Genomic DNA, 25,794 nt, shown 5'->3' with positions numbered 1-25,794 from the left:
GGGGTAATTTTGGAAAACAAAAGTAAAGTTCTAAACGGCAATATGCAGGATATCGCAAGCATTTTTGGAAGCCTCCTGCTCTGCTTTCTTTTTGGTACTGCCTTTTCCTTCTGCCACAGATTTGCCGTCTACATTCAGCTCTACAACAAATTCTTTAAAGCGTTGGTTGCCGTTGATTTGCAAAACTTTATAATCAACTACTTTTGATTCTTTTTGTGACCATTCAATGATTTTGCTCTTGTAATTAGTCACAGTGGAAATCATACCATCCAAATCCATATGGACAAGTATACGTTGTAGAATCAACTTTTGCGTAAACCGATACCCTCTATCTAAGTAAACTGCCCCTAGAAAAGCTTCAAGAATATCTCCAAATAAAGATTTGTTACCCGTAAACTGTCTTTTGCTGACGACTTGTTCAAGGGTATTTTTCAATCCGATTTTTATCCCAATTTCGTTGAGGGTCTCTCGGTTTACGAGTTTGGATCGAGTTTCGGTAAGGAAACCTTCGTCTCGATAGGGGAATTTTTTGAACAAATGCTCTGCAATCACGGACCCCAAGACCGCATCTCCCAAAAATTCCAATCGTTCATTGGAGATTTTGAAACCACCATGAGTTTCTTCTCCGAGACCGGATGGAGTAAGTGCTAGTCGATAGAGTGATAAATTTAAAGGCTTGCGACCTATGATCATTTTGATCGAGGAAGCAAGCCTTTTGTCTTGTGAGCTAAAGAAAAGAGTGTGGATTCCGAGTTTTTGGAAAATTTTCACTCTGATTAATTGTATTTTTTAAAAATGACGGAACAGTTATGTCCACCAAATCCAAAGGTATTGCTCAACGCATAATTGATTTCTCGCTTTTGCGCTTTGTTGAAAGTCAAATTCAATCCTGGATCAAAAGCTTCATCATCTGTGAAGTGGTTGATCGTAGGAGGTACTATGCCGTGATTGATTGCAAAAATTGATGCAATTGCTTCCACAGCACCCGCCGCACCCAACAGATGCCCAGTCATCGACTTGGTACTGCTGATATTTAATTTGTAAGCATGCTCACCAAATATTTTTTGGATTGCTTTAGTTTCCCCTACATCTCCAAGTGGAGTGGAGGTACCGTGAACATTGATATAATCAATATCTTCAGGCTTAAGTCCCGCGTCTTCTAGAGCGATCTGCATGACACTACTTGCACCCAAGCCCTCAGGATGTGGTGCAGTGATGTGGTAAGCATCCGCAGTCATTCCACCACCTACAAGCTCAGCATAGATTTTAGCTCCCCGAGCTTTCGCATGCTCTAATTCTTCAAGAATCAACGCTCCTGCTCCTTCACCAAGTACAAAACCATCTCTGTCTTTGTCAAAAGGTCTTGAAGCTGTGGTAGGAGAGTCATTTCTTTGAGAAAGTGCTTTCATTGCATTGAATCCACCTATTCCAGCTTCGGACACTGCTGCTTCAGATCCACCACTGATAAATAAATCAGCTTTGCCTAATCGAATGTAATTGAATGCATCAATGAGTGCATTGGTGGCAGAAGCACAGGCAGATACTGTAACGAAGTTTGGTCCTCTAAATCCATACTTAATAGAAATGAAACCTGCGGAAATATCCGCAATCATTTTAGGAATAAAGAATGGGTTAAATCTGGGAGTACCGTCCCCTCTGGCAAAGTCTGTTACTTCTTCTTGGAAAGTTCTGAGTCCTCCGATACCGGATCCCCAGATGACACCTGCCCTTGACCGGTCGATGGACTCCAAATCCAATCCCGAATCCACCATCGCCTGATCGGCGGTAATCATGGCGTATTGGGTGAAAGCATCCATCTTTCTAGCCTCTTTGCGATCCATAAATTGATCGAGGTCTAGATTTTTGACTTCGCAGGCAAACTGAGTTTTGAAAAGTGAAGCGTCGAACCGAGTAATAGGCGCAGCACCACTCACTCCAGTAATCAATCCCTGCCAGAATTCTTCTGTGGTATTTCCTATTGGGGTGAGTGCGCCGAGACCTGTTACAACAACTCTTTTTAAATTCATAAAATGAATTTAGCAGTCCTTATTTTACGTTTGCTTCAAGGTAGGTAATAGCCTGACCTACAGTGCCGATCTGCTCAGCTTGGTCGTCAGGGATGGAGATATTGAATTCCTTTTCGAATTCCATAATCAATTCCACAGTATCAAGAGAGTCAGCACCAAGGTCATTGGTGAAGCTTGCTTCCATAGTCACTTCAGACTCTTCTACGCCAAGTTTATCTACAATGATGGCTTTTACTTTTTGTGCAATTTCAGACATTTTGTGATCGTTTAGTTATTAACACTTCGCAAAGAAATATATTTAATACCTAATTGACAAAGAAAAGGCAGAAGTTAATTTTTACACAATTTGACCGTTCGTACCCTTCCATTTTAATTTCTACCTTTGCTACGATCACCATTCTTCCTCCATGAAGAAGACCAAACTATTTGTAGAACCCATTTTTGATTTTGAGCTTTTAGGTCTTGTATCGCCTGTAAAAGACTATAAAATGGCTTGGCTGATCAATCGTGAATTGAACTTGGATCTAGTCAAGTCAGAGGATATACAGATTGAATTTCTATCTTCACCCAGGCTGGAAATATCCCAATATTTACTTTCTTTACCCCACGGTTTTATTCAACTTTTGAAAAATAAAGCACTAAATACTTCCCAGCAATTGGCATATTTGATACCGGAATTGCGAAATTTGGACTACTTCCTCTTGGTACAAGACCAAACACAACAAACCAGCATTACCACATTTGTGGAGCATTTGGCGAAAAACGCTTACATCCAAAGTGTGGTAAGATTGGATATCTCAAAAATTAAATCAAAAGAAAACCTATTAACTTATTAAATCCCAATGAGCCACCTCCCATTTAAGAAGACAAAAATTTTAGCTACAATAGGCCCTGCTTCCAATAATTATGAAATGATAAAAAGCCTGGCAGCGGCCGGAGCAAATGTTTTTCGTCTGAATTTTTCCCACGGAACACATGATATTCATAAGGAAGTAGTAGAAATCATCAGAAGAATAAACAGTGAATTGAATTGCCATCTTGGAATTCTTCAGGATCTCCAAGGACCCAAAATCCGAGTGGGTGAAATGGAAAACGATGGTGTAGAAATCTTCCCAGGAGAAAAAATCACCATTACCAATGACCCGGTTATAGGCAACTCCTCTTTAGTCAGTACAGTTTATCAAAATCTTCCTCAGGACGTTGTTGCCGGTGATAGAATTCTCATCGATGATGGAAATCTGGAAATAGTAGTCAATAGCACGGATGGTAAAAATGTAAATGCTACCGTAATCCATGGGGGTATCCTCAAATCCAGAAAAGGAATCAACCTTCCCAATACTAAAGTTTCTGCTCCATCCTTGACAGAGAAAGATTTGGAAGATCTGGAATTTGGTTTGTCTCAGGATGTGGATTGGATTGCCTTGTCGTTTGTCAGATCTGCTGAGGATATTACGGATCTAAGAGAGCGAATCAAGGCGGCTGGGAAAGACTGTAAAATCGTAGCAAAAATCGAAAAACCTGAGGCTCTCGAGAATATCGATTCAATCATCGAAGCGACTGATGCTATTATGGTTGCGAGAGGTGATTTGGGTGTGGAAGTTCCGATGGAAATAGTGCCGCTTTGGCAAAAAAAGATGGTTGAAAAATGCAAACTAGCCTGTAAACCAGTCATCATTGCTACCCAGATGATGGAAAGTATGATCCAAAATCCCCGACCAACAAGAGCGGAAACCAACGATGTGGCGAATGCGGTTTTGGATGGTGCTGATGCGGTAATGCTCTCTGCGGAAACTGCCTCAGGAAAATATCCTGTAAATGCAGTCAAAGCGATGACAAGTATCATTACTTACTTGGAAGAAAATGCCGATGTCTACCACAACCTATATAAAATACCGGAAGACGACCATACTTTCTTCAGTAATAACTTGATCCTCATGGCCTCAAGACTATCGAGAAATGTAAAGGCAAAAGCGATAGTCGGAATTACTTCTTCAGGATTCACTGGACTTCGATTAGCTTCTCATCGTCCTTCGGCGAATATTTTTGTTTTCACCAGAAATAAAAAATTACTCACCCAAATGTCATTGGTATGGGGAATCAGAGCCTATTATTACGAAAGTCAAGTTTCAACAGATGCTACTTTCACAGATATCGAAAATACCCTGCAAAAAGATGGACATGTAAAATCAGGTGATATTATCATCAATACTGCAAGTATGCCATTGAAAGAAAAGGGGAAAACCAATATGCTCAAAATTCACATGGTGGAATAACTCTCAAAAAGTAAGATTGGGTTTTTAAGCCTTTAAAGCAACAATTCAAAGGGTGAATCGAACGGTTCATCCTTTTTTTTAGACAGTTTGAGGAATTTTTTGTGACCCCCGTAGTCAGTTTTGGTTATAAACTCAAACAAACCAAATCAAACTATGACAAAACTATTTAAATACTTGCTCATGGGATCATTGTTTTTTTCGATCCTAGCATGCAGTGATGATTATCAAGGAGGACTTCCATTTCCTACTTTGATCGAAGCGGCAAATGAAGCCGGTCTTACTACTTTAGTCGCCGGGGTCAGAGCGATTCCCGGATTAGAAGCATCGCTACAAGATCAACAAGCGATTACTGTTTTTGCACCGACAAACGAAGCTTTTGCCAACGCACTTCAAACTTTCCGAGCAACTGATCTCAATGATTTAGTGGTGAAATTAGGAGGAGCAGCAAACCTTCAAACTGTTTTAGGTTTTCACGTAGTCCCAGCTGTTGCTTTTTCTCGGAATCTAAATGAAGTAAATATTTTCACTACGCTCGCAGGTCAGCAACTCAGAGTCAATTCAACTCCGGGTGCTGTAACCGTAACAGATGCGGCAGGTAACGTGGCCCGAGTAATTCAGGCCGATGTACAAATCGAGAATGGCGTTGTTCACGTGATTGATCGAGTTTTGATTCCTTCTATTGAGTTACCCAAGCCTACTTTAGTCGAGGCTGCAACTAATGCAGGATTGACAACACTTTTAACGGCTGTGACTGCTGTTCCAGGACTTCCTGATGCTTTACTTTCTGCTCCTGCTATTACTGTTTTTGCTCCTACTAATGAGGCTTTTGCAGCGGCTCTTGAAGTATTTAAGGCAAAAGACTTAAATGAATTAGTAATTAAAATCGGTGGAGCTGAAAACCTCCAAAAGGTTTTGGGTTTTCATGTGGTACCGGCTAAGGCATTGTCTTCCTCACTGGCAGCTACCAATTCTTTTCAGACACTATCAGGACAGACCATTACTGTAGAAAAATCCGGTACGATGGTTTCCGTGAAAGATCAATTGGGTAGAGTAGCACAAGTAGTAGCAACAGATATTGAAATATCCAATGGTGTAGTGCACGTCATCAATGGAATGATGTTACCAAATTTGGGTCTTCCAACGGTAGTCGAAGCGGCTCAGTCTGCGGGTTTGACCACCCTTCTTGATGCTGTCACTGCTGCGGGTTTGGGAAGTACGCTGCTCAATGCGCCCCAAATGACTGTATTTGCACCGTCTAATGCCGCTTTCACCGCTGCATTGCAAGCTTTTGGAGCCGCAAATCTTAATCAATTGGTTGCAAAAATCGGAGGAGTGGCTAACCTTCAAAAGGTTCTTGGATTTCATGTGGTACCTGCCGCTGCATTTTCATTCGAGCTGGGTCCTACCAACACCTTTACTACCTTGGCTGGTCAGCAGCTCACAGTGACCAAAACAGGTAACAATGTATCCGTGAGGGATGCTAGCGGGAATGTTGCCGCTGTAGTAGCCGCTGATGTGGCAATTGCCAACGGTGTAGTGCATGTGATTGACAAAGTTCTTCTACCAACTATTGATCTCCCCAATGTGGTTGAAGCAGCCCAAGCGGCAAACTTGACTATACTCCTGGAGGCAGTAACAGCAGCAGGCTTAGGTGGTGCATTGCTGGGACAAGAAGCGATGACAGTATTCGCTCCAACAAATCAGGCTTTCTCCAACTTGCTCCAAGCTTTGAATCTAAATTCTTTAACTGATCTGATCAATACACTAGGTGCAGAAGCGGTTACAAAAGTGCTTGGTTTTCACGTAGTACCAGCAACGGCCTTCTCCTTCAACCTTGCAGCAGGTGCGCAGCAAGTGCCAACTTTGGCAGGTGAGATGCTGACCGTAACTAGAACGGGCAACAATGTAACTGTCACAGATAAAGCAGGAAATACCTTTAATGTGGTCGCTGCTGATGTCGCAATTAAAAATGGAGTGGTACACGTAATCGACGGAGTTCTATTACCAACCCTATAATCACCAATATTTTGAAAAGAGGCTGTCTCAAAAAGAGTTCTTATGTCAGCCTGAGCACCTGACCAACGAGAGTTGGGCAGTCCGAAGGCCATTTCTAGGGAATTAGACTACATTTCGACTTCGCTCAATGTGACATTCGGTACTTATGAGACAGCCTCTTTTTTCTTTTAAAAAATTCTTACGAGGAAAAGCAAAGAGAAGGGGTTGGAATATGTTTAGTCATCGATATAGCCATTGGTTTGCAGGAATATTAGGCTTGTATTCCTATCTAAATATATTTTTTTTAGATGGAGACCGACTGTTTGCCGTTGCAGTGGATCCATTTCCATTATTTGCCCTGATTTTGACTTTATCTTTTTCTGTTTGGTATATCAATAGGCAGGTTGAAAATGCGATTCGAAAGCAAACATCGAAAATTCATCCATTGATTCTTCAGTTTGGAATTAGTGTAGCCTTAGTTCTTCTCTTGGCCTATTTATCTTCGCAGATTACAGGATACATTTTAGAGGGACCGTTTAGCTTTTCTTGGCAAAATTTCCTGCTGACTTCGGCTTTTGTAACTAGGATCAACCTTTTTTTGAATAGTATAAATGCGATCTATTTCTATAATTCAAAGTTGAAAGAAAAAGCAATAGAGGCTGAAAAGTTCAAAACCTTAACTACCGAAGCTAGATTGAAATCAGTCAATTCGCAGCTGAATCCACATTTTTTTTTTAATAATCTTAGCACCTTGTCTGTTTTGATTCATCAGGATGCCAACACAGCTGATCAATATCTCCAAAAATTAAGTGACGTATACAGGTACATTCTCAAAAACAAAAACAACGAATTGATTCCTTTGACAGAAGAAATTGATTTTCTGAAAAAATACCTGGAACTCCTGACTATCAGATTTGAAGATTCTCTGAAATTTTCTCTTGACCTTGAAAAGTCATCTTTTCAAAAACTTATCCCTCCAGCTGTACTTCAACTACTTGTCGAAAATGTGGTGAAACACAATTACTTCACTCGGATGGAACCGCTAGAAGTATCTATTTCATCAAATGAATTTTCACTTAAACTCTTCAATAAAAAGCAGCTAAAAGAAGTCGTCGAATTCTCCTCTGGTATTGGTCTTCAAAACATATCCGATAGATATAAGTTTCTTCATTGTGATATCCGAATCGAAGATGAGGAGGATCATTTCATGGTTGAACTACCACTCATCGATGACAAAACACTTACTTTTAGTCGAGGACGAGCCCTTAGCACAAGCAAGAATTAGTGCAATTCTTCGGAAGCATCGACCTAGTTGGGTAGTTGCCGATACAGCCCAAAGTACTGTCGAATTAAGCAAAGCGTTGGATAATCAAGATGTATTTGATCTCATTCTCTGTGATATTCACCTTGCTGATGGATTAAGCTTCAAAGCTTTTCAGCGGAAAAAAATCAAAACACCGGTAATTTTTATTACAGCTTACGATGAGTATGCCTTGCAGTCTTTTGATCACAATTGCATTGATTATGTTTTGAAACCAATTCAAGAGGAGCGGTTGATTAAAGCTTTTGAAAAGGTTGAATCCTTAAATACAATCCCGACCTCACCAATTATTTCAGTGGAATTTGTCGAAAAATTTCTCCAACATTATTCTCAAAAAACATACAAAAAGCGATTTTTGACCAAGTCGGGAAGTAAACTATCTTTCACCTCAGTGGAAAATATCGCATTCTTCTATGCTGAGGGGGGAGTGACTTTTTTGGTCGAATCGGGATCCTCCAATAAATTCATTATCGATCATAGTCTCAATGAACTCGAAAGTGACCTTCTTGATCCAAATAAATTTTATAGAATCAATAGATCATTTATTATCAATCTGAAAAATTTGATGGAAATGAAGCCATATCATAATGGTCGACTTGCTTTATCCATGAATGCCAAATGTGATGAAGCAATTGTAGTAGCTCGTGAGCGAGTAAACGAGTTCAAATCTTGGATCAATCAGTAATTTATGCGTACCGTTTTTTTCGTACTCCTTTTTTCTGTTTTTTCTTCAATAGAACTAGTCGCCCAATCAAAAGATCAGGTTTCATATGACTCCTTGAAAAGAGAAATTATCCAACTAGATCAGGAGCTTTATGATGTACAGCTAAATCTCCACCAAGCCCAAAATCAACTCCAAACTGGCATTCTTGTGGCGACACTCGGCTACACAGTGACAATCATTGGGGGACAATTGCTAGGGACTAAGCCCGAATTGGGAGAAACCTTACTTTATGTAGGTGGCGCCACCGGAATTGTTGGTACTGTCATCCTATTTAAAGGATTTAAAAAAATCAGTCTAGGTCCGCCGCTTCCAAGAAATCGTTAGCCTTACTTTTTAGCTGAAGTTTCTTCATCCGGGCCAACAGGTGGTACCATGACGACTTTCTCCCGAGCGACCATAACCGACCCTGGTGCTGAACCTTTGACCTTCCTTACAAATTTAGCTTCAGTGTAAATCACAGGCGCCAACGATTCTGTTTTGAATTTCGAATAAAAAGCTGCCAATCCTGCGGCACGTTCCAAGACCGAATTGGGTAAAGCAGACATTCCTTTCATTCGAATGACAACATGCGATCCAGGGACTTGACGGGCATGAAGCCAAAGGTCATCCTTGTGAATGAATCCTCTGAGCATCTCGTCATTGTCCTTGGCGGATTTTCCCACCCAAATGGTGAAGCCCTCGTATTCAAAAACTTTGAAAGGTAAACCGCTTACTTCTTTGGTAATTGCCTTGTCTTCTTTATTCGTTTTTTGATAGGTTTTGAGACCTTTGTGTCCGGTTATTTCTTCGATCTCATGAATTTTCTGCTCCAGTTCTGTTTTTAGATTGATTTTGGAAGCAATCGTTTTTTCGATTTGGTCGAGTTCGATCTGTCGATTTTTGGATTTTCGATAGAGGGATTCTGCAAGAAGTTGTGGTTTTTGGTTTGGCTTCAGTTTGACTTTTACTTGGCTTCCAGTATAAAAGTCCAGTAGTTCTACCTCCAATTTTCCCTCTTGAAATTCATGAAGATTGGCCATGATTACATCCGCAAGTTGGCTTGGAGGAGCTGATGCTCTCAATTCCTCCAATTTCGAGGATGACTTCTGAATGTAAGAAACTGTCTTTTTGAGTTGGTCCTGATAGCTTTTGAGGAGGGAGTTTTTTTCTTTGTCGAAATTCCCCTTGACCAAAGCCAAGTAAAATAACTCATTGGTTGCAGCGATTGGATCAGAAAAAGTCTTCAGCGCATCAGGTTCGGGTAGAAGGCTTAACTGAACGCCTTCCTTTTCCACCAAAGCGAAAAGAGGACTGTCCAGTATATCTAAAAGTTCTTGCATCAATTTCCATTTGTGATCGATTTCAGCTTCTGGATACCCACGTTCCTTCAGCCATCCACGAGGTATGGCTCCTAAAGTGGGAAGGAATTGGGATGCATTTCCAGCTAGTTCCACAAACCGATCATAACTCAAATCGAGCTGTCTTTCCAGACTTTTCCAGTCCAATTCTTTGTCTTCCTTGATTTCATTTCTGAAAAGTAGGGTAGGAGTATCGTCTTCTTTTTGATACAAAAGCACATTGCTTCTGTTTCCATGAAGTTTGAATACCAGTTTTTTACCTGATTCAAAATCAAAGTAGAAAGCCCTTTCAAAACTAAAGACTCCACATTCTTTGATCGTATCTTCAATCAATTCATGAAATAAATTGACACTGTTTCGCTTTGCACGGTGAAATTGTTCCGGAAAACTCAAATAAACCTGTGGAGGAAGTAGATGAGCTCGAATTGGATGAATACAATGGTCGTTTTCCGTTTCGATGATGAGTTCATCCTTGCTTTGTGAAAAACACGATAAAATTTTATTCCCTGCATAGGCATCATTTAATGCAGGTGCCAAATACTTCAGGAAATGGAAATTGAGGTGCATCAATCCAAAGTTATCTCCAAACCGTCATAGCCCAAAGCGATCCCTTCCGGTAGTTCACGATCAATCTGCTCATGAAGACCCATCCGATGTGAAATGTGAGTGAAATAGGTTTGTTTGGCGCCGATTTTCTGAGCTATCTCTACGGCCTCATCCAGTGTGAAGTGTGAAATATGCGAATCTTTTTGAAGTGCATCCAAAATGAGGATTTCGGTACCCTCCAATAGTTTCATCGATTCTTCGGGAATGAAATTAGCGTCTGTCACATAGCTGAAGTCGCCAAACCGAAAACCCAAAACGGGTAATTTGTAGTGTAGGACAGGAATTGGAATGATGGAAAGTCCGTTAACTTGAAATGGATTGTCGGTGATTTCTATGGCATTCACCTGAGGAACTCCCGGATATTTTTTTGCACTGAAGATATAATCAAACTCCCGTTGGATTTGGTCCAATACCTGTCTTCTTCCGAAAATTGGCATATCCATTTGCTGGGAAAAATTGTAGGGACGAATGTCATCCAAGCCGGCAGTGTGGTCCTTGTGCTCGTGTGTGTAAATGATAGCATCCAGTCTTTTTACATCAGCACGAAGCATCTGCATTCTAAAATCAGGTCCGGTATCCACGACAATAGAAACTCCATTTGCCTCTAAATGGATAGAAGACCGAAATCTTTTATCTCTGAAATCCAATGATTTGCAAACTTTACATTCACATCCGATCACGGGTACACCCTGTGAGGTGCCTGTTCCTAGAAAAGTTACTTTCAAAATTTTAATGTAGTTTGACGGAGTTCACTGAGAAAATCCTGAGTGGATTTTTCATTGAAATCCTTTGGATCAAAATTTAGTTCGTTGATGATGTCAATCAGTGCATTTATTTTCCCTTCGATTGGGAAGTACTTATTGATAATGACAATTTTGGTTTCTTTCAATACACAGTAGCCTGACTTGAAGTTGCCTTTTTCATACCTCAGGATGTATTCTGAGGCAGCAAAAAGGTTTTCCAACTTGTCCAAAAAATGCTTCGTGTATTTGATGACCATCAGCTTAGAAATTTTTTAACGGTGGCCAATACCTTGTCATAGTCAAGTGGTTTTTGGATAAAATCATCAAACCCAAGTTTGCGAAATTCTTCAGGAGTGTAGTTTTTGATATTCCCGCTGATCGCAATGATTGGAAGTTTGCTTTTGGAGGGATCGGAGAGGTTTCGGATTTGCTTGGTGCATTCCACTCCGTCCATGACAGGCATGCTTATATCCATCAAAATGAGATCAAAATTCTCTTTTTCCAGAAGATCGAGCACTTGTTGGCCATTTCTTGCGGCTTTCATCTGATAGTTTTCGAAAGCCAAAACATTTTTGGTCAAGTTGATGATAATGGAACTGTCCTCACCAACAAGGATTTTTTTGGGATCACTCATGGGTCAAAAATAGTTTCTTGTTTTAGAAAATCTTGGAATTTCAGGATTTCATTTTCTAGTATTTTCAATTCTTCTTCGAATTGGACGTAATTTTCTTTCCTTCCAAAATCCTCAGCTTTAGCTGCTGAAGCATAAATTTTCATTGCACCGAGTGTTCCGGAATTGCCTTTGATAGCATGAATTTTTTCAATTAAATCCAAATAATGGTTACTCGAATAATATTCTTCAATCATTATTTTGGTTTCGTTACACTCAATTAAAAAATCATCAAAAATCATCTTAAAGACTGATTTTGAGTTGTATTTCAAAAGCTGCTCTACGATATTTTTGTCCAGAATTTCGTGATAGGACAATTCATTTTGGTGTGCTAAATTTTCAATTTTTCTACTTTGATTAAGATAGACCTGTATAAGCTTAATGAATTCTTTTGGTCTGATAGGTTTGGTTATGAAGTCGTCAAATCCTTGGTTTATAAAACTATCCCTATCGGTTTCCTCAGCATAGGCAGTCACAGCAAGTATCGGGCATACGGCATTATTTCGTTGTCGAATTTTACGCATTGCTGTGATGCCGTCCATTTGTGGCATTTGAATGTCCATCAGGATAAGGTCGAAATGTTCGTTTTCTGTCATGGTGATAGCTTCAATTCCATTTTTCGCAGATTCGAAAGAATAAATCTGACCAATGAGATTCTCAAAAAGTTTTCTGTTTAGGTCGTTGTCATCTACGATTAATACCTTCTTACTTTTCATCTGATCATGATTTATTTACATTGGTCACATCGAATCTCGCAATACCTATTGTTATATTTATGTGTGACATTTTGGGGAAATGCTTGATTCCATTTAATTCCTTAAGACCTTTACTTGAATAAAAAACGCGGTATTTTGTCGGATAAAAAATTTCTTATTCTAGTGGTCGGTCCAACCGCTGTGGGCAAAACCGACCTTTGTTTAAATCTAGCCAAAAAATTCAAAACAGAGATTATTTCCTGTGACAGTAGGCAATTTTATCGGGAAATGAACTTGGGTACGGCTAAACCTTCACCTGAAGAACTTCAGGAAGTAAAGCATCACCTGATCAATTCACTTTCTGTAGAAGAAGAGTTTGATGTGCGAAAGTTTGAAAAAGATGCCCTTAGGATTCTGGATTCCATTTTTGTAAAATCTAAGATCGCAATTATGACAGGAGGATCAGGTCTTTATGCTGATGCAGTCACCAAGGGTCTGGATGAAATCCCCGATGTCGATCCTGATATTCGACAGGAAATTATTAAGGAATTTGAAGCAAAGGGATTGGAATGGCTTCAATCCGAACTTTCGAAAGTGGATCCTGAATACTTCGATCAAGTCGACAAACAAAACCCTCAACGCCTGATGCGAGCTCTTGAAGTGTATCGTGGTACAGGATTGAAATTCAGCTCTTTTAGAGTGAAAAAAATAGCAACTCGATCTTTTCAAATAATTAAAATTGGGCTGGATAGAGATCGTCAGGAATTATATGACAGGATTGATCTGCGTATGGATCTAATGATTGCAGCCGGACTTTTTGATGAGGCTGATGCACTTTTTGGCAAAAGGCATTTGAATGCTTTGCAGACGGTAGGCTACACTGAGATTTTCGATTTTTTGGAAGGAAAATATGATCGCACTGAAGCGATTCGTTTGCTAAAAAGAAATTCCAGACGATACGCTAAGCGGCAGATGACCTGGTTTCGTCGGGATGAAGAAATCCGATGGTTTCATCCGGATCAAAAGAAAGAAATTACGGCTTGGATTGAAACTCAAATAGGCTGAAAACCGGCAATTTTTGCCACCCAATTGTAGGGAGCTTTTTTGATAAGTGAGTTGTATTGATACTTGTTGATTTTCAATTGCTTGATCATTTCTAAGCTCTTCTTGGAAATATTTTCCTGAGAATTGGATTTTTTCAGACTTTCAAGAACAGTTTCAGGATCGGCAATTTGTCCCAAAATCAGACCTAACTCAGGATGTGCTAAACCCAATTTGGAGAGTAGTTCCCGCTGGAAATTAAGCTTGCGCTGCATGGTGTTTTTCACAGTCAAGAAAAAAAGCAAGCAAGCTCCGCCTACTGTCAAAAACAAAGGAATAAAACCCATATTAAATACTTAAAATGTCGATTAATGCCAGATGATCAGGATGTAATGGTTTTGGCTTGCTGATGCAGTCTTCAAAAGAAGTATAAACTATTGTATTGCTCATGACACCGGCCATACAATTGGTTTTGCCTGCGATCAACCCGTCTATTGCGCCCATTCCGCATCTACTTCCCAAAACACGATCACGGGCTGTAGGGTTTCCGCCTCGCTGAATATGTCCTAAAGTAGTCACTTTAAATTCCTTCGAAGGGTCTTTAATTTTATCCTTCACCATATGCATAATTTGGTCAGCATTTCCCAGGTCATCGCCTTCAGCCACAACGATGATACTCGAAGATTTCGATTTTCGAAGGTTTTTGAGGGATTTGACTACACTGTTCAAGTCAGTTTTGGTCTCAGGCACCATGACGAATTCAGCGCCTCCGCCAATTCCGCATTCTACTGCGATAAATCCCGAATCCCGACCCATTACTTCTACAAAGAAAATCCGGTCGTGAGCCGCAGCTGTATCACGGATTTTGTCGATGGCCTCAAGTGCCGTATTGACTGCTGTGTCAAAGCCTATGGTGAAGTCTGTTCCATAGATGTCATTATCGATCGTGCCCGGACAACCTACAGTCGGAATCCCATACTCTTCGAAAAATACTTTCGCTCCTGTAAATGTTCCATCACCCCCGATAGCAATCAAGCCTTCGATTTCTAAATCTTTGAGGTTGTCAAAAGCTTTTTTTCTACCCTCAGGTGTTTTGAATTCCAGAGATCGAGCTGACTTCAAAATAGTCCCACCACGCTGAATGATATTACTGACCGAATAGGAGTGCATTCGCTTGATATCTCCTTCGATCATTCCTTCGTATCCACGCTGAATCCCATAGACCTCAAGGCCTCTATATATCCCCGTTCTGACAACAGCACGGATGCAAGCGTTCATTCCAGGGGAATCTCCTCCTGAGGTGAAAACAGCTATTTTTTTCATCGTTTAAGGTTTTTGGCAGGGCAAAAATAGATATTTAAGAAGGAATACCCTCGCATGTTTCTATTATTCAAACCCAAATTTAAAAGTAGAGTTGGGAAATGGGTGTTAATTAATTTAGGTTTAGACAAGGTGAAATTTAACGTTTTGAAAATGTCAGAAATAGAAAATGATTCCGTTTTTCCTTTGCCAAAAAGAGGATTGGGATGTATGTCCCTGCCTGAGAGCTACTTCGATGCTGAGAAAATCATTCATGCAGCCATTGATTCTGGAATTAACCTTTTCGATACCGCAGATTTGTACCAAAAAGGCCAAAATGAGAAAAATATCGGTAGGGCGATTCAATCCAAACGAACTCAACTTATTCTCGCTTCCAAAGTAGGAAATGAATGGAATGCTGATGGAATTGCATGGTCCTGGAATCCACGAAAAGAGTATATACTTAAAGCTGTGGAAGAAAGTCTGAGAAGGTTGAGAACGGATTACCTCGATTTATACCAGCTTCATGGCGGCACAATCGAAGATCCTTGGGAAGAGTCGCTTGAGGCTTTTGATATTTTAAAATCTCAGGGCAAGATTCGGGCTTTTGGGATTTCTTCCATCCGTCCTAATGTGATCCGAAAAGTGATGGCAATGAATCCGCCGGCCACCATCATGATGCAATACAGCCCCTTGGACCGAAGACCGGAGGAGGAAATTTTTCCGCTTTTGGAGAAGACGAGTACACGAGTTTTGGTCAGAGGTGCTTTCGCAAAAGGAATGTTGATTGATAAGCCAGTTTCCGATTTTTTGGATTTTCCCAGTGAAAAAGTCGCCGAGATAAAAGCAGAAATTCGAAAGTTTGAATTCAGTCCCGAGGCTGTTTTGATTCGCTTTGGTTTGATAGAGAAGGCAGTTTCATCCCTGATTATCGGGGCAAGTTCAGTGGAACAAATAGCAAAACTTCAAAAAGGAATCGAAGAAAGTGAGAAAATCACTGTGGCTTTAATTCATGAAATGAAAAGCAAATTCACACCCAATCGGTACCAAGACCATCGGTAACAAACCTTTTGCGAAGCTTTACCAAATCACTTACTTTCGAACTTCACCCAAACCCAAATTTTATGCTTCGGAGATTTATCTTCTTGATCAGCCTTGTAGCCCTTTTTTCCTGTCAAAGTCAAAATCCAAACGACGAACTCAAGCGCTGGGAAGCGCAAGCGGAGCGAGTAGAGATCATTCGGGATAATTTTGGAGTGCCGCATATCTATGGCAAATCGGATGCGGATGCAGTTTTTGGATTGCTGTACGCACAGTGTGAGGATGATTTTCGAAGAGTGGAACGCAACTATGTTTGGGCGATTGGTCGACTCGCCGAATTGGAAGGGGAGGAGGAGATCTACTCCGATCTTCGTGCCAATCTGTTTATGACCGAAGCAGAAGCCAAGGAAGCTTATGAGACAGCACAGGATTGGCTCAAAGATCTCTGTGTGGCTTTTGCCGACGGTATCAATTACTACCTTCATATGCATCCTGAAGCCAATCCTCAGGTGATCACTCGATATGAGCCTTGGATGCCCATGTTTTTTTTCGAGGGTTCCATCGGTGGTGATATTGAGAGCATTTCTACCAATCGCATTCAGGCTTTCTATGAAGAAAATAAAGCAATGGCATCCGTTGCCGAAATGGAAGATATCTTAACGGAACCTCAAGGGTCAAATGGCATCGCTATCGCACCGGGATTGACAGAATCAGGGAATGCGATGCTGTTAATCAACCCGCATACCTCCTTTTACTTTCGCCCGGAAGTGCATGTTGTCAGTGAAGAAGGTCTCAATGTCTATGGTGCAGTGACTTGGGGTCAATTTTTCATTTATCAAGGATTCAATGAAAAAACCGGTTTTATCCATACCTCTACTTTTGTGGATTTTAAGGACGAGTTTGAAGAAGAAATCGTGGAATCTGATGGAAAATTCCAATACAAATACGGGGAAGAACTTCGAGATGTGGAGCAGCAAACAATCACCTTGAAATACAAAGACGGTTCGGAATTGAAGGAAAAAGAATTCACTTTTTACCGAACACACCATGGACCGATCACGCACAAAAACGGGGAAAAATGGGTGGCCACTAAAATCAACTGGGATCCTGTGAATGCAATTTCCCAAAGTTATATCCGAACCAAATTGAACAACTATGCGGAGTTTAAAGACATGATGAATATCCGTACTAATTCATCGAATAACACCGTTTTTGCGGATGCAGAGGGTAATATTGCCTATTTCCATGGCAACTTCATCCCAAAGCGGAATCCTGAATTCGACTTTTCGAAACCGGTCGATGGAAGTAATCCAGCTACCGATTGGCAGGGACTTCACACAGTCGATGAAAGTATTTTGATCTTAAATCCAAAAAATGGCTGGATCCAAAACTGCAACTCAACACCTTTCACAGCAGCGGCAGAACACAGCCCGAAAAAGGAAGATTATCCAGTTTACATGGCGCCTGACGCTGAGAATTTTAGAGCGATTCATGCTATCAAAGTGCTTCAGGAAGTGGAAAAACTAAACTTGGATACTTTCCTTCAGTTAGCTTATGATCCGTATTTACCGGCTTTTGAATACTTGATTCCAGAATTGATTTCCGCTTTGGAGAAATATGAAAAAGCGGATCAAAAGGAAGTTTTGGCCCTGTTGAAAGCTTGGGATTATCGAACTTCCAAAGAATCAGTTGCCATGTCTGTAGCACATTTTTACGGGGAAAACTACCAGCGGGAATTCCGAAGCATGAACCGATTCATCAATCCCATGCCTACAGCCAAAGTTCCAAATGCTGAAGAAATCTCTGCCGTTTTCGACAAAACCATTACACAGATGAATGCAGATTTCGGTACTTGGAATACGCCTTGGTCCGAGATCAACCGTTTCCAGCGGCTTTCCGGTGATATTGACCTCAAGTACGATGACAATGCCCCTTATGTGCCAGTTGGATTGGCTTCAGGTAACTGGGGAGCGCTCGCTGCTTATGGTGCAAGAACTTACGAAGGAACCAAAAGACTCTACGGCTATCGTGGTAACAGCTTTGTGGCCGTGGTTGAATTTGGAGAGAAAGTAAAAGCAAAAACTATTTTGGCTGGGGGTCAAAGTTCCGATCCCAATTCTCCTCACTTCTTTGATCAGGCGCAGCGCTATACTGATGTCAACTTCAAAGATGTGGCCTTCTACAAAGAAGATGTAGAAAAAAGAGCTGTAGAAAAGTACTTCCCTGGACAACGAAAATAAATTGAACCCCAAGTGATCTGTCTCCAAAAAGCACATGCTTCTTGGAGGCTTTTTTTGGGGTTTCGAACTTTATCATTTTTTTACCTGACATATGTCATCTTGTGTTAGTTACATTCACGGTAGCTTGAAGAAAAAACGAACTTGATGACTAAGGTTCTTCCAGGAAAGAGTTTTCCCATAGGCCCCACATACAGTGAGAATGGGGTGAATTTCTCGCTTTTTTCAAAGCATGCAGAAAGCGTCGAGCTTTTATTTTTTAATACGAGGGAAGACGATGATGCTTCGATCATTATTAGACTTGATCCCCGAGAGAACAAAACTTATCATTATTGGCATATCTTTTTACCGGATATATCTCCTGGGCAGCTATATGGATATCGAATCACCGGTCCTAATGACCCTTCAAGAGGACACCGATTTGATTCGACCAAGGTTCTATTAGACCCATATGCTAAGGCAGTGGCTTTTTCGGAATCTTGTCCAAAAGGTGTTGTTGTCGATCTGCATGAATACGATTGGGAGGAAGATTTGCCTCTTTATAGACCATTTTCTCAAACAGTTATTTACGAAATGCATGTAGCGGGATTTACCAAAAACCCAAATTCGGGAGTTGGAGATCAGATCCGCGGCACCTATGCAGGGATGATCAAAAAAATCCCCTATCTGCTGGAATTGGGAATTACAGCCGTTGAACTTATGCCTGTATTTCAATTCGATCCCAAAACTAGGGACGGGAGAAATAACTATTGGGGATATGATCCAGTTTCATTTTTTGCAGTGCATGAAGGGTATTCCAGTGGTCAAGAACCCATTCATGCATTGAACGAATTTCGAGATTTGGTCAAAGCTCTTCATCAGGTCGGAATAGAAGTCATCCTGGATGTAGTGTTCAATCATACCGCCGAAGGCGGAGAAGAAGGGCCAACCTATTCTTTTAAAGGAATAGACAATCGAATGTATTATGCCCTTGAGGAGGATAAGTCTAAGTATAAGGATTATTCGGGCTGTGGAAACATCCTCAACTCCAATCAACCTGTAGTCAGAAGGATGATCATCGACAGTCTTCATTTTTGGGTAAAGCACATGCATGTGGATGGCTTTCGCTTTGATCTTGCCTCCATTCTTTCCAGAGATGGAAAGGGTAATCTCATCGAAAATCCTCCAATCCTATGGGATATTGAATCAGATCCTGTTCTTGCAGGAACCAAACTAATAGCGGAGGCTTGGGACGCTGCCGGGCTTGTTCAAGTGGGGTCATTTGTAGGGGACAGCTGGAAAGAATGGAATGGGAAATTCCGAGATGATGTCCGCAGCTTTATCAAAGGAGATAAAGGAAAAGTAAAAGCGTTTATCAGCCGGATGATCGGTAGCCCGGATCTCTATTCACACCAAAATAGAGAACCGGAGCAAAGCGTCAATTTTGTAACCTGTCATGATGGATTTACACTTAATGACCTTGTTTCATATAATCACAAGCATAATGAGCTTAATGGGGAAGGGAATTGTGATGGTACAAATGAAAATTTTAGCTGGAATTGTGGAGTTGATGGTCCTACCGATGACCCGGAAATAGCAGTCCTGAGAGAGAGGCAAATCCGAAATTATTTCACCACGATTTTATTGGCAGTAGGAACTCCCATGCTATCTATGGGAGATGAAGTCAAGCGAACTCAGCTTGGAAATAATAATCCCTATTGCCATGACAATAGATTGACTTGGTTTGATTGGGATTTGGTTGAGAAAAACCGAAATCTGCTTCGATTTGTAAAAATGCTGATCGCCCGTAGGCGGAGCCGTGAATTGGGTCAGTTGGAAAATACTATGAGCTTGAATGAGATGCTGAATTCTGGTCGAATTTCTTATCATGGCGTGAAGCTTAATAAGCCAGATTGGTCAGACCAATCAAGCTCCATCGCAGTCAGTGTTAAGTTCATGAGGAAGTCGGCTGCGATACATATCATGATCAATGCTAAACCTGAAATGTTGGAATTTGAGATTCCTCAACCTCAAGAGCGTGGAAAAAATTGGAGACTTTGGGTGAATACTTACAGAAAATCCCCTGAGGATATTTTTGATTGGGGAAACGGACCTCAGGTGACAGAATCACATTTTCAGGTCAATGCGTATTCGATAGTAGTATTGGAGTCTTAACTCTGAAGGAAGAAACATGGGTTTTAACTCCTCTTATTTTATTGAATTCTAAATCCATCAAAGGATTGTTCTTCAAATTGTGATTTTCTTTTTTTGGTCATTTAATATCATGATTATCTGCAATTCTGCCAGTAGCCAAATTTTATAAAGTTGCACCTCGACTTCGCTCGGTGTCCGTTGGCTTTGTTTTTGGGGGAGGGGAGGAATATGCGGCGCAGCCGCATATTCCTCCCCTCCCTTTAATAACCTGAAATCCGGTGGCCGAGCGAAGTCGAGGCCATTTTGATGTAATGGCAAAAAAGCGGATAATCACAATTAATATTTTTAAAAACTGAATATCCGGTTTAGCTGTTAAGCTTACATCATAACACAACTGGTTTTTATGCCTAAGAGAACTTCTCCTAACCAAATTCAGTCTATCACTGACCTCAACAATTTGGACATCCTTGTGGTAGATAAGCGCAATCAAAAAAGATCAGATGCCAAAAAGGGTAGAAGAAACAGACATTACAACAAGCTCCTGATCAAGCAACAGGTGAATCTTGATACTTGGAAGGATGGGGGAGAAGATTGACGTTTAATTGTGGTTTTACAATAAATCGCCATAGAGGGGCAGGGTAAGTCCAAAAATTCGAGGATCTATACGGGAGGCAGATTTCCTGACTTCTTGAATTTCCCCGTCACACGCTTGTATTTAAACTTCCACTTGGCTCTGGTATATAGTGGTAAAGCTCTAAAAGATTGTAAAATAATAGGAATCAAAAGAGCCAAATTGACAGGGAAGACGACTTCCCATCCCCAACCAGCATCTAAGATTAACCCATAAAGTGTGGGACCTACCGCAGAACTCAATACCATCATCGAAGTAAAAAGGCTTCGAACTGATCCGATAAACTTTTTCCCAAAAAACTCCACCTGCAAGGCTGCAAGTATTGCATTGCCAAAACCAACTGAGATGCCCATGAAAATCATGTAGACAAACATGGACCAAGTATTAGGAATCAGCCAAATACCCAAAATGGCGATCAAAAAAGGGATCAAGTAATACGGAAAGAAAGTTCGGGCTCGATAGCGATCGATCATAGGGCCGGCAAAAATAATACTTGTCGCCGCCGCCAATGCATACGTAGAAAGCCCCGCAGCTATTATTCCTTCCTGCCATCCTTTAAACTCGACAATGGCAATTTGATAGAAAAATAGTCCGGTGGTCGCGAAAGGAATAAAGAAAATATTTGGAGCCAAAAGCCAGAATTCCTTTGAACGCATGATGTCCCGTTGCCGTATTTTTTTGGCAGGTTTATCAAGCTCAGTAGCCTCTAATTCCTCTGAGGAGTCCTCAGGTTGAAGGTGTCTTTGTTTCACGCCAAAAAGTGTGAAAAGGGTAACAAAAACAGTCACTAGGCCTGCATTTAGCCAAAGAGACTCTCTCCACCCTACCCAGCCAATGACTACTAAAATAAGTGCCGGTAAAACTGCTTGACCCAAGGGATGTCCCAAAGAGGCTAGACTGATTGCTTTGCCTCGATTTGCCTCGAAATACCGTGACATCGAAGTAATAGCAATGTGGGAGTACAATCCTTGGCCAGCTAGTCTTAATCCGAAAAAGGCGATTGGGATTACCCACCACGTCGTCGCCAATGAAAACAATACCAAAGAGGATGAGAATATCAGTGTGGTGATGATAGTGAATATTTTGAGAGGAACCGTGTCGATCAGTTTGCCGATTTTAGGTAGGATCGAAGCACTTACTATCGTCGCTATCCCATAAAAAGAAGAAACCGAACTGTTGGTGAGCGAAAAGTCAGAAATCAAGTAGGGTACATACAGCGCAAGCAAAAAAGTCTGTCCAAAACTGGATAGTGCCGTCATCATAATCCCGAACATGACCATGATTCTATTTTGCCGAATAAATTGAAAATAATTCAAAGGCTCTTGGTGGATTTTAAACAAAAATAAATCCAAATGGGAGTTTTTTATTCTCTCATTTGGATCCAATTTATCTGGAAAGTACTTCGGCTAAAGCCTTTTCTTTTCCGGTTATGTATTCAAAGATGCCAGTAACTCAAGATTGGATTTATATCTCAAATCGGACTTCCCATCTCAAACTTTCAACTACTATCATCCGACATCGGACATCGGACATCAAAACCCTCAATTCTCTATCCCCAATCTGTTGATTTCAGAAAGCAACTTTACCACTCGCTGATCAAACTGTTGACTCAATGTGGTGAAATCATCCTTCTTAATCAGCTTTCCATGGCTGGTAAAGAAGAAGTTGATTTTCTGTTCCGTTGGGAAAATCAAAAATCTGCTATTATTTCCCAATTGAACTTGAAGTGCATCCGCAATAGGAGATTTGGAAGGAACGATACGACCGCTCAGGAGATTTTTCAAAGTACCATTGCTGAGGTCTTCGATGCTTGTGATCTCTGTCATACCTAGAGTCAATGGTGGTTTCTTTTTCAATCGGGCAATGACTTTCTTGAAAAAGACCTTCTGCGAAGGCTCCTCAATGGATACGGCAAGATTTTTTTCTCGCTGAAATCCATAATCTGTATAAATCTCAATCAAACTGTCAAAAAGCGTGTGATCTTCACTTTTTGCTTTTTTAGCAGATAGAATTAATCTGGAAAGCAAATAGCCCAAACTGTCTTGTTGGCCTTTCAGAAGAATTTCCTGATTCTCAGAAATAAAGAGCGTTTCGTCAGGTTCAGAAAGTAAGAACTCTGAATGCTCCTTCAGTGGGGTTGGAAGATTTGGAATTGTAGTAATCGAGGCATCATGTTTTGCAAAAATCTTTTCCAAAAGATCTGTGATGAAAATTGACTTCTTGCAGCTTAATGAACCATGATTTTCCAACAATAGCTTGGCAAGTATCAGAGAAGTATGATGGATGTTCAACAAAACGAAATTGCCCGTCACCAACTTTCGCACTCCAAGGGTAAACTTGTCGTAAGTGGAATCCACCGCAATCACTAAGTCAATGCCATTTTTCTCAGCATAGTCAAAAACAGGCTTTAAATGCCGAAAGGTAAACGTATCCTCCAAGCCTGTGAGTGGCTCTGCTATTTCTCGCCATTGTACATCAACTTCCAAGTTGGCCAATTTCGCAACTAGTTCATCTTGTGAATGCTCAGATGTGATCAGAACCCTCAGCCCTTCTCTTTCTTTTTCAATTTGTCCTTGAACTTCTTCAATTGTTGCATTTTCGATCATCTTCTTTCTTTTTTATTTGGTATTCACTCAAGGACAACACCAGCAATTGAGAATCAATTCCCGGCGGTCATTCAAATATGATTTTTAGGCTAATTCGTCTACAACAAGCTTGTAAGTCGGATCTTCCATGATATTGATATCAATGATTTCATCCGCTCTTGCCAAAAGTCGCTTACAATCAGGACTCAAGTGACGAAGGTGAACTTTTTTGCCCACTTTATGGTAACGTTCTGTGATTTTATTCAAAGCTTCGATAGCAGACATGTCGACTACTCGGCTTTCTGCAAAGTCAATAATCACCTCATTTGGATCGGTTAGCACCTCAAACTTCTCTGAAAAAGCACTCACAGAGCCAAAAAAGAGCGGTCCAAACATTTCATAATGCTTTGCGCCGTTTTCGTCAATAAACTTCCGAGCACGGATTCTTTTGGCATTGTCCCATGCAAAGAAAAGTGCTGCGAGGATCACTCCGATCAATACCGCAAGGGCTAGATTGTGAAGCACTGCCGTAATTATTGTCACCAAAAACATCAGGAAGATATCCTTCTTAGGCATTTTGGTTACCGTTTTGATACTTGCCCACTCAAAGGTGCCGATTGCTACCATGATCATCAAGCCCGTCAAAGCTGCCATCGGTACTTGTTCAATCAGACCAGAACCGAAAATAATAAATACCAAAAGCATTACTGAGGCTACTATTCCGGATAATCTTGCTCGAGCTCCGGAAGATATGTTGATCAAACTCTGACCTAGCATGGCGCAACCTCCCATTCCTGAGAAAAATCCCGATGTGATATTTGCTACTCCTTGAGCTACTGCTTCCTTATTACTTCGGCCTCTAGTTTCGGTGATTTCGTCAATAATATTCAGTGTCAAAAGAGACTCGATCAAACCAACCCCGGCCATGATAGCCGCATAAGGGAAAATCAAAGTCAGTGTCTCCAGATTGAAAGGGACCGAAGGAATGTGGAAGGGAGGAAATCCTCCTTTGATACTGGCGATATCTCCGACCGTTTTGGTTTCAATTCCAAGAGCTGCAACTAATCCAAAAACAACCACAATTGCGGCCAATGATGCAGGGACTACTTTTGTCAATTTGGGCAATCCCCAAATGATCAACATGGTCAAAAATACCAAGCCAAGTAAAATATAAAGTGTATTTCCCTCTAACCAAGTACCGTCGGCACCTTTAAATTGGTCCAGTTGAGACATGAAAATGATAATTGCCAGTCCATTTACAAATCCGAAGATTACGGGGTGAGGGACTAAGCGGATGAGTTTACCAAGTTTCAGCGATCCTGCTGCAACTTGAATCAGTCCCGAGAGAACCACTGCTGCAAAGACATATTCCACACCATGGGTAACAGCTAGGGTAACGATGATCACCGCAATCGCACCGGTAGCACCGGATATCATTCCAGGTCTTCCACCGAGGATGGAGGTGACTAAACCCATTACAAAAGCTGCATATAGGCCTGTAAGAGGAGAAAGTCCAGCAATCAAGGCGAAGGCAACTGCCTCAGGAATCAAGGCAAGTGCAACAGTGATACCTGATAGCACTTCGGTCTTGTAATCAACGCGTTGGCTAAAATCAAATAGGTTGAAGTACTTCTTCATAGATGAATAGGGATGATAAACTGATAATCAATAGGAGAAAAAACAAGACTTATGCTGGCTTACACTGCACAACTATCCGAATGGATTCGAGAAAAAATCAAGGTGGAGTGGCGATCGAGCTGAATAATTGCATGGTTTTGCAAAGGTAGCTAAAATAGATTGAACAGAATAATATTTTGCGAAAGTGGATTATGCCTAAGAATATGCTTTAATTGAAAAACTCAATTCTACTCATCCGCAATCGATAACGAAGAGGAAATATTTTTCTTCATGATGAGGTTAAGCGTCGGAAATTTACTTTAAAATTTGGCTGTGAACATAGAATACCAAGCTTTCTATATCTCTGAGGAATACCATTGTGTTAGAAGTGATCAGTACTCCGAATGAAACTTCAATTCCTCTTGAGAATTCGGAGATTTCCGTCGCATTCATTTTCAGATCCCTGTCGAGGTGAGTTTTTTCTTTGATTTTCAGATCCTTGAATCTTTTTTGTTTTTTTAAAATTCCAATGATCGTTTCCAGGATTTCCTCTTTGGTTGGTTGTGGTGTATCGTCCATTTTTTGAAATTTAGGATTGGAAAATACCCCAAGCTAGCATACTATCTATCAATGATTAGCGGGCTTTATTTTTTTATGAATATCCGCAATTCTGCCACTAGCCACATTTAATAAAGTTGCACCTCGACTTCCCTCCACGGCGGGCAAGCTGCTCGGCGTCCGTGCGCTTTGTTTTTGGGGGAGGGGGGGGGGGGGGGGGGGGGGCGGGGGGCGGCGCACCCCCCCCCGAGAAAAAAAAAA

25 protein-coding genes are annotated in these 25,794 nt (G+C 41.0%); 11 read left to right on the top strand and 14 right to left on the bottom strand.

What is annotated here, in order from left to right:
* Positions 1-30: 30 nt before the first annotated feature.
* The 3 genes from rnc to ACK4HU_RS11235 are packed head-to-tail and all read right to left on the bottom strand — an operon-like array spanning position 31 to position 2,283.
* Positions 31-771, bottom strand: coding sequence for a ribonuclease III (gene rnc / locus ACK4HU_RS11245; RefSeq protein ID WP_409806776.1), 741 nt, complete (start codon positions 769-771; stop codon positions 31-33).
* Between the two features lie 5 nt (positions 772-776).
* On the bottom strand, positions 777-2,027 hold the full coding sequence (gene fabF / locus ACK4HU_RS11240; RefSeq protein ID WP_409806774.1) for a beta-ketoacyl-ACP synthase II: 1,251 nt from the start codon (positions 2,025-2,027) through the stop codon (positions 777-779).
* A gap of 19 nt (positions 2,028-2,046) precedes the next feature.
* Entirely contained in the window at positions 2,047-2,283 is a 237-nt protein-coding gene (locus ACK4HU_RS11235) for an acyl carrier protein (protein ID WP_026950184.1), read from the bottom strand.
* A 151-nt stretch (positions 2,284-2,434) separates the two neighbouring features.
* Here ACK4HU_RS11235 and ACK4HU_RS11230 point away from each other — a divergent pair, with 151 nt between their 5' ends.
* The 6 genes from ACK4HU_RS11230 (at position 2,435) to ACK4HU_RS11205 (ending at position 8,664) form a co-directional block, all read left to right on the top strand.
* The gene (locus ACK4HU_RS11230) at positions 2,435-2,863 is read left to right on the top strand and encodes an IPExxxVDY family protein (protein WP_409806772.1); all 429 of its coding nucleotides are present in this window, start codon (positions 2,435-2,437) and stop codon (positions 2,861-2,863) included.
* 6 nt (positions 2,864-2,869) lie between these two features.
* Positions 2,870-4,300, top strand: coding sequence for a pyruvate kinase (gene pyk, locus ACK4HU_RS11225; RefSeq protein WP_409806771.1), 1,431 nt, complete (start codon positions 2,870-2,872; stop codon positions 4,298-4,300).
* Between the two features lie 153 nt (positions 4,301-4,453).
* Positions 4,454-6,316 carry a fasciclin domain-containing protein gene (locus ACK4HU_RS11220; protein ID WP_409806769.1) on the top strand — a complete coding sequence of 621 codons (1,863 nt, stop codon included), beginning with the start codon at positions 4,454-4,456 and terminating at the stop codon, positions 6,314-6,316.
* 145 nt (positions 6,317-6,461) lie between these two features.
* Entirely contained in the window at positions 6,462-7,580 is a 1,119-nt protein-coding gene (locus tag ACK4HU_RS11215; RefSeq protein WP_409806767.1) for a sensor histidine kinase, read from the top strand.
* A complete protein-coding gene (locus tag ACK4HU_RS11210) occupies positions 7,525-8,301 on the top strand; it encodes a LytR/AlgR family response regulator transcription factor (protein ID WP_409806765.1) in 777 nt (258 codons plus the stop codon). Before ACK4HU_RS11215 ends, ACK4HU_RS11210 begins: the two co-directional genes overlap by 56 nt.
* Positions 8,302-8,304: 3 nt before the next feature.
* Complete coding sequence (locus ACK4HU_RS11205; protein ID WP_409806763.1) at positions 8,305-8,664, top strand: hypothetical protein; 360 nt, start codon at positions 8,305-8,307, stop codon at positions 8,662-8,664.
* Between the two features lie 2 nt (positions 8,665-8,666).
* Here ACK4HU_RS11205 and ACK4HU_RS11200 read toward each other — a convergent pair whose 3' ends face one another.
* The 5 genes from ACK4HU_RS11200 to ACK4HU_RS11180 are packed head-to-tail and all read right to left on the bottom strand — an operon-like array spanning position 8,667 to position 12,412.
* Entirely contained in the window at positions 8,667-10,244 is a 1,578-nt protein-coding gene (locus tag ACK4HU_RS11200; RefSeq protein WP_409806761.1) for an NFACT RNA binding domain-containing protein, read from the bottom strand.
* Positions 10,244-11,008 (bottom strand): MBL fold metallo-hydrolase, encoded by a 765-nt coding sequence (locus ACK4HU_RS11195; protein ID WP_409806759.1) that lies wholly within the window; start codon positions 11,006-11,008, stop codon positions 10,244-10,246. The genes ACK4HU_RS11200 and ACK4HU_RS11195 overlap by 1 nt, the downstream gene beginning before the upstream one ends.
* Complete coding sequence (locus ACK4HU_RS11190; RefSeq protein WP_409806757.1) at positions 11,005-11,283, bottom strand: hypothetical protein; 279 nt, start codon at positions 11,281-11,283, stop codon at positions 11,005-11,007. Before ACK4HU_RS11190 ends, ACK4HU_RS11195 begins: the two co-directional genes overlap by 4 nt.
* A complete protein-coding gene (locus tag ACK4HU_RS11185; RefSeq protein ID WP_409806755.1) occupies positions 11,283-11,660 on the bottom strand; it encodes a response regulator in 378 nt (125 codons plus the stop codon). The genes ACK4HU_RS11190 and ACK4HU_RS11185 overlap by 1 nt, the downstream gene beginning before the upstream one ends.
* The gene (locus ACK4HU_RS11180; protein ID WP_409806754.1) at positions 11,657-12,412 is read right to left on the bottom strand and encodes a response regulator; all 756 of its coding nucleotides are present in this window, start codon (positions 12,410-12,412) and stop codon (positions 11,657-11,659) included. The genes ACK4HU_RS11185 and ACK4HU_RS11180 overlap by 4 nt, the downstream gene beginning before the upstream one ends.
* Before the next feature lie 135 nt (positions 12,413-12,547).
* On the opposite strand from ACK4HU_RS11180, the gene miaA reads away from it, so the two are divergent.
* Positions 12,548-13,456 (top strand): tRNA (adenosine(37)-N6)-dimethylallyltransferase MiaA, encoded by a 909-nt coding sequence (gene miaA, locus ACK4HU_RS11175; RefSeq protein ID WP_409806753.1) that lies wholly within the window; start codon positions 12,548-12,550, stop codon positions 13,454-13,456.
* On the opposite strand, the gene ACK4HU_RS11170 is transcribed toward miaA, so the two are convergent.
* Complete coding sequence (locus tag ACK4HU_RS11170; protein WP_409806751.1) at positions 13,444-13,779, bottom strand: hypothetical protein; 336 nt, start codon at positions 13,777-13,779, stop codon at positions 13,444-13,446. The two genes, miaA and ACK4HU_RS11170, sit on opposite strands and share 13 nt — an antisense overlap.
* A gap of 1 nt (position 13,780) precedes the next feature.
* Entirely contained in the window at positions 13,781-14,755 is a 975-nt protein-coding gene (gene pfkA / locus ACK4HU_RS11165) for a 6-phosphofructokinase (RefSeq protein WP_409806749.1), read from the bottom strand.
* A 150-nt stretch (positions 14,756-14,905) separates the two neighbouring features.
* On the opposite strand from pfkA, the gene ACK4HU_RS11160 reads away from it, so the two are divergent.
* The 4 genes from ACK4HU_RS11160 (at position 14,906) to ACK4HU_RS11145 (ending at position 20,737) form a co-directional block, all read left to right on the top strand.
* Positions 14,906-15,793, top strand: a complete 888-nt coding sequence (locus ACK4HU_RS11160) for an aldo/keto reductase (protein WP_409806748.1) — start codon at positions 14,906-14,908, stop codon at positions 15,791-15,793.
* A 62-nt stretch (positions 15,794-15,855) separates the two neighbouring features.
* Positions 15,856-18,012 carry an acylase gene (locus ACK4HU_RS11155; RefSeq protein ID WP_409806746.1) on the top strand — a complete coding sequence of 719 codons (2,157 nt, stop codon included), beginning with the start codon at positions 15,856-15,858 and terminating at the stop codon, positions 18,010-18,012.
* A gap of 144 nt (positions 18,013-18,156) precedes the next feature.
* Entirely contained in the window at positions 18,157-20,163 is a 2,007-nt protein-coding gene (locus ACK4HU_RS11150) for a glycogen debranching protein (protein WP_409806744.1), read from the top strand.
* Positions 20,164-20,545: 382 nt separating this feature from the next.
* Entirely contained in the window at positions 20,546-20,737 is a 192-nt protein-coding gene (locus tag ACK4HU_RS11145; RefSeq protein ID WP_409806742.1) for a hypothetical protein, read from the top strand.
* A 65-nt stretch (positions 20,738-20,802) separates the two neighbouring features.
* Here the strand turns inward: ACK4HU_RS11145 and ACK4HU_RS11140 are convergent, their stop codons facing one another.
* The 4 genes from ACK4HU_RS11140 to ACK4HU_RS11125 all read right to left on the bottom strand — a co-directional run bounded on the left by ACK4HU_RS11140 (position 20,803) and on the right by ACK4HU_RS11125 (position 25,554).
* Entirely contained in the window at positions 20,803-22,089 is a 1,287-nt protein-coding gene (locus ACK4HU_RS11140; RefSeq protein WP_409806740.1) for an MFS transporter, read from the bottom strand.
* Between the two features lie 225 nt (positions 22,090-22,314).
* Positions 22,315-23,379: a hypothetical protein gene (locus ACK4HU_RS11135; RefSeq protein ID WP_409806739.1), complete on the bottom strand. Its 1,065-nt coding sequence runs from the start codon at positions 23,377-23,379 to the stop codon at positions 22,315-22,317.
* Positions 23,380-23,463: 84 nt separating this feature from the next.
* Complete coding sequence (locus tag ACK4HU_RS11130; protein WP_409806737.1) at positions 23,464-24,996, bottom strand: SulP family inorganic anion transporter; 1,533 nt, start codon at positions 24,994-24,996, stop codon at positions 23,464-23,466.
* 294 nt (positions 24,997-25,290) lie between these two features.
* Positions 25,291-25,554: a hypothetical protein gene (locus ACK4HU_RS11125; protein ID WP_409806735.1), complete on the bottom strand. Its 264-nt coding sequence runs from the start codon at positions 25,552-25,554 to the stop codon at positions 25,291-25,293.
* Positions 25,555-25,794: the final 240 nt, after the last annotated feature.

This window comes from Algoriphagus sp., from assembly GCF_046296635.1.
In the GTDB taxonomy this organism is placed as follows: Bacteria; Bacteroidota; Bacteroidia; order Cytophagales; family Cyclobacteriaceae; genus Algoriphagus.
This window is presented reverse-complemented; position numbering and strand designations above follow the sequence as displayed.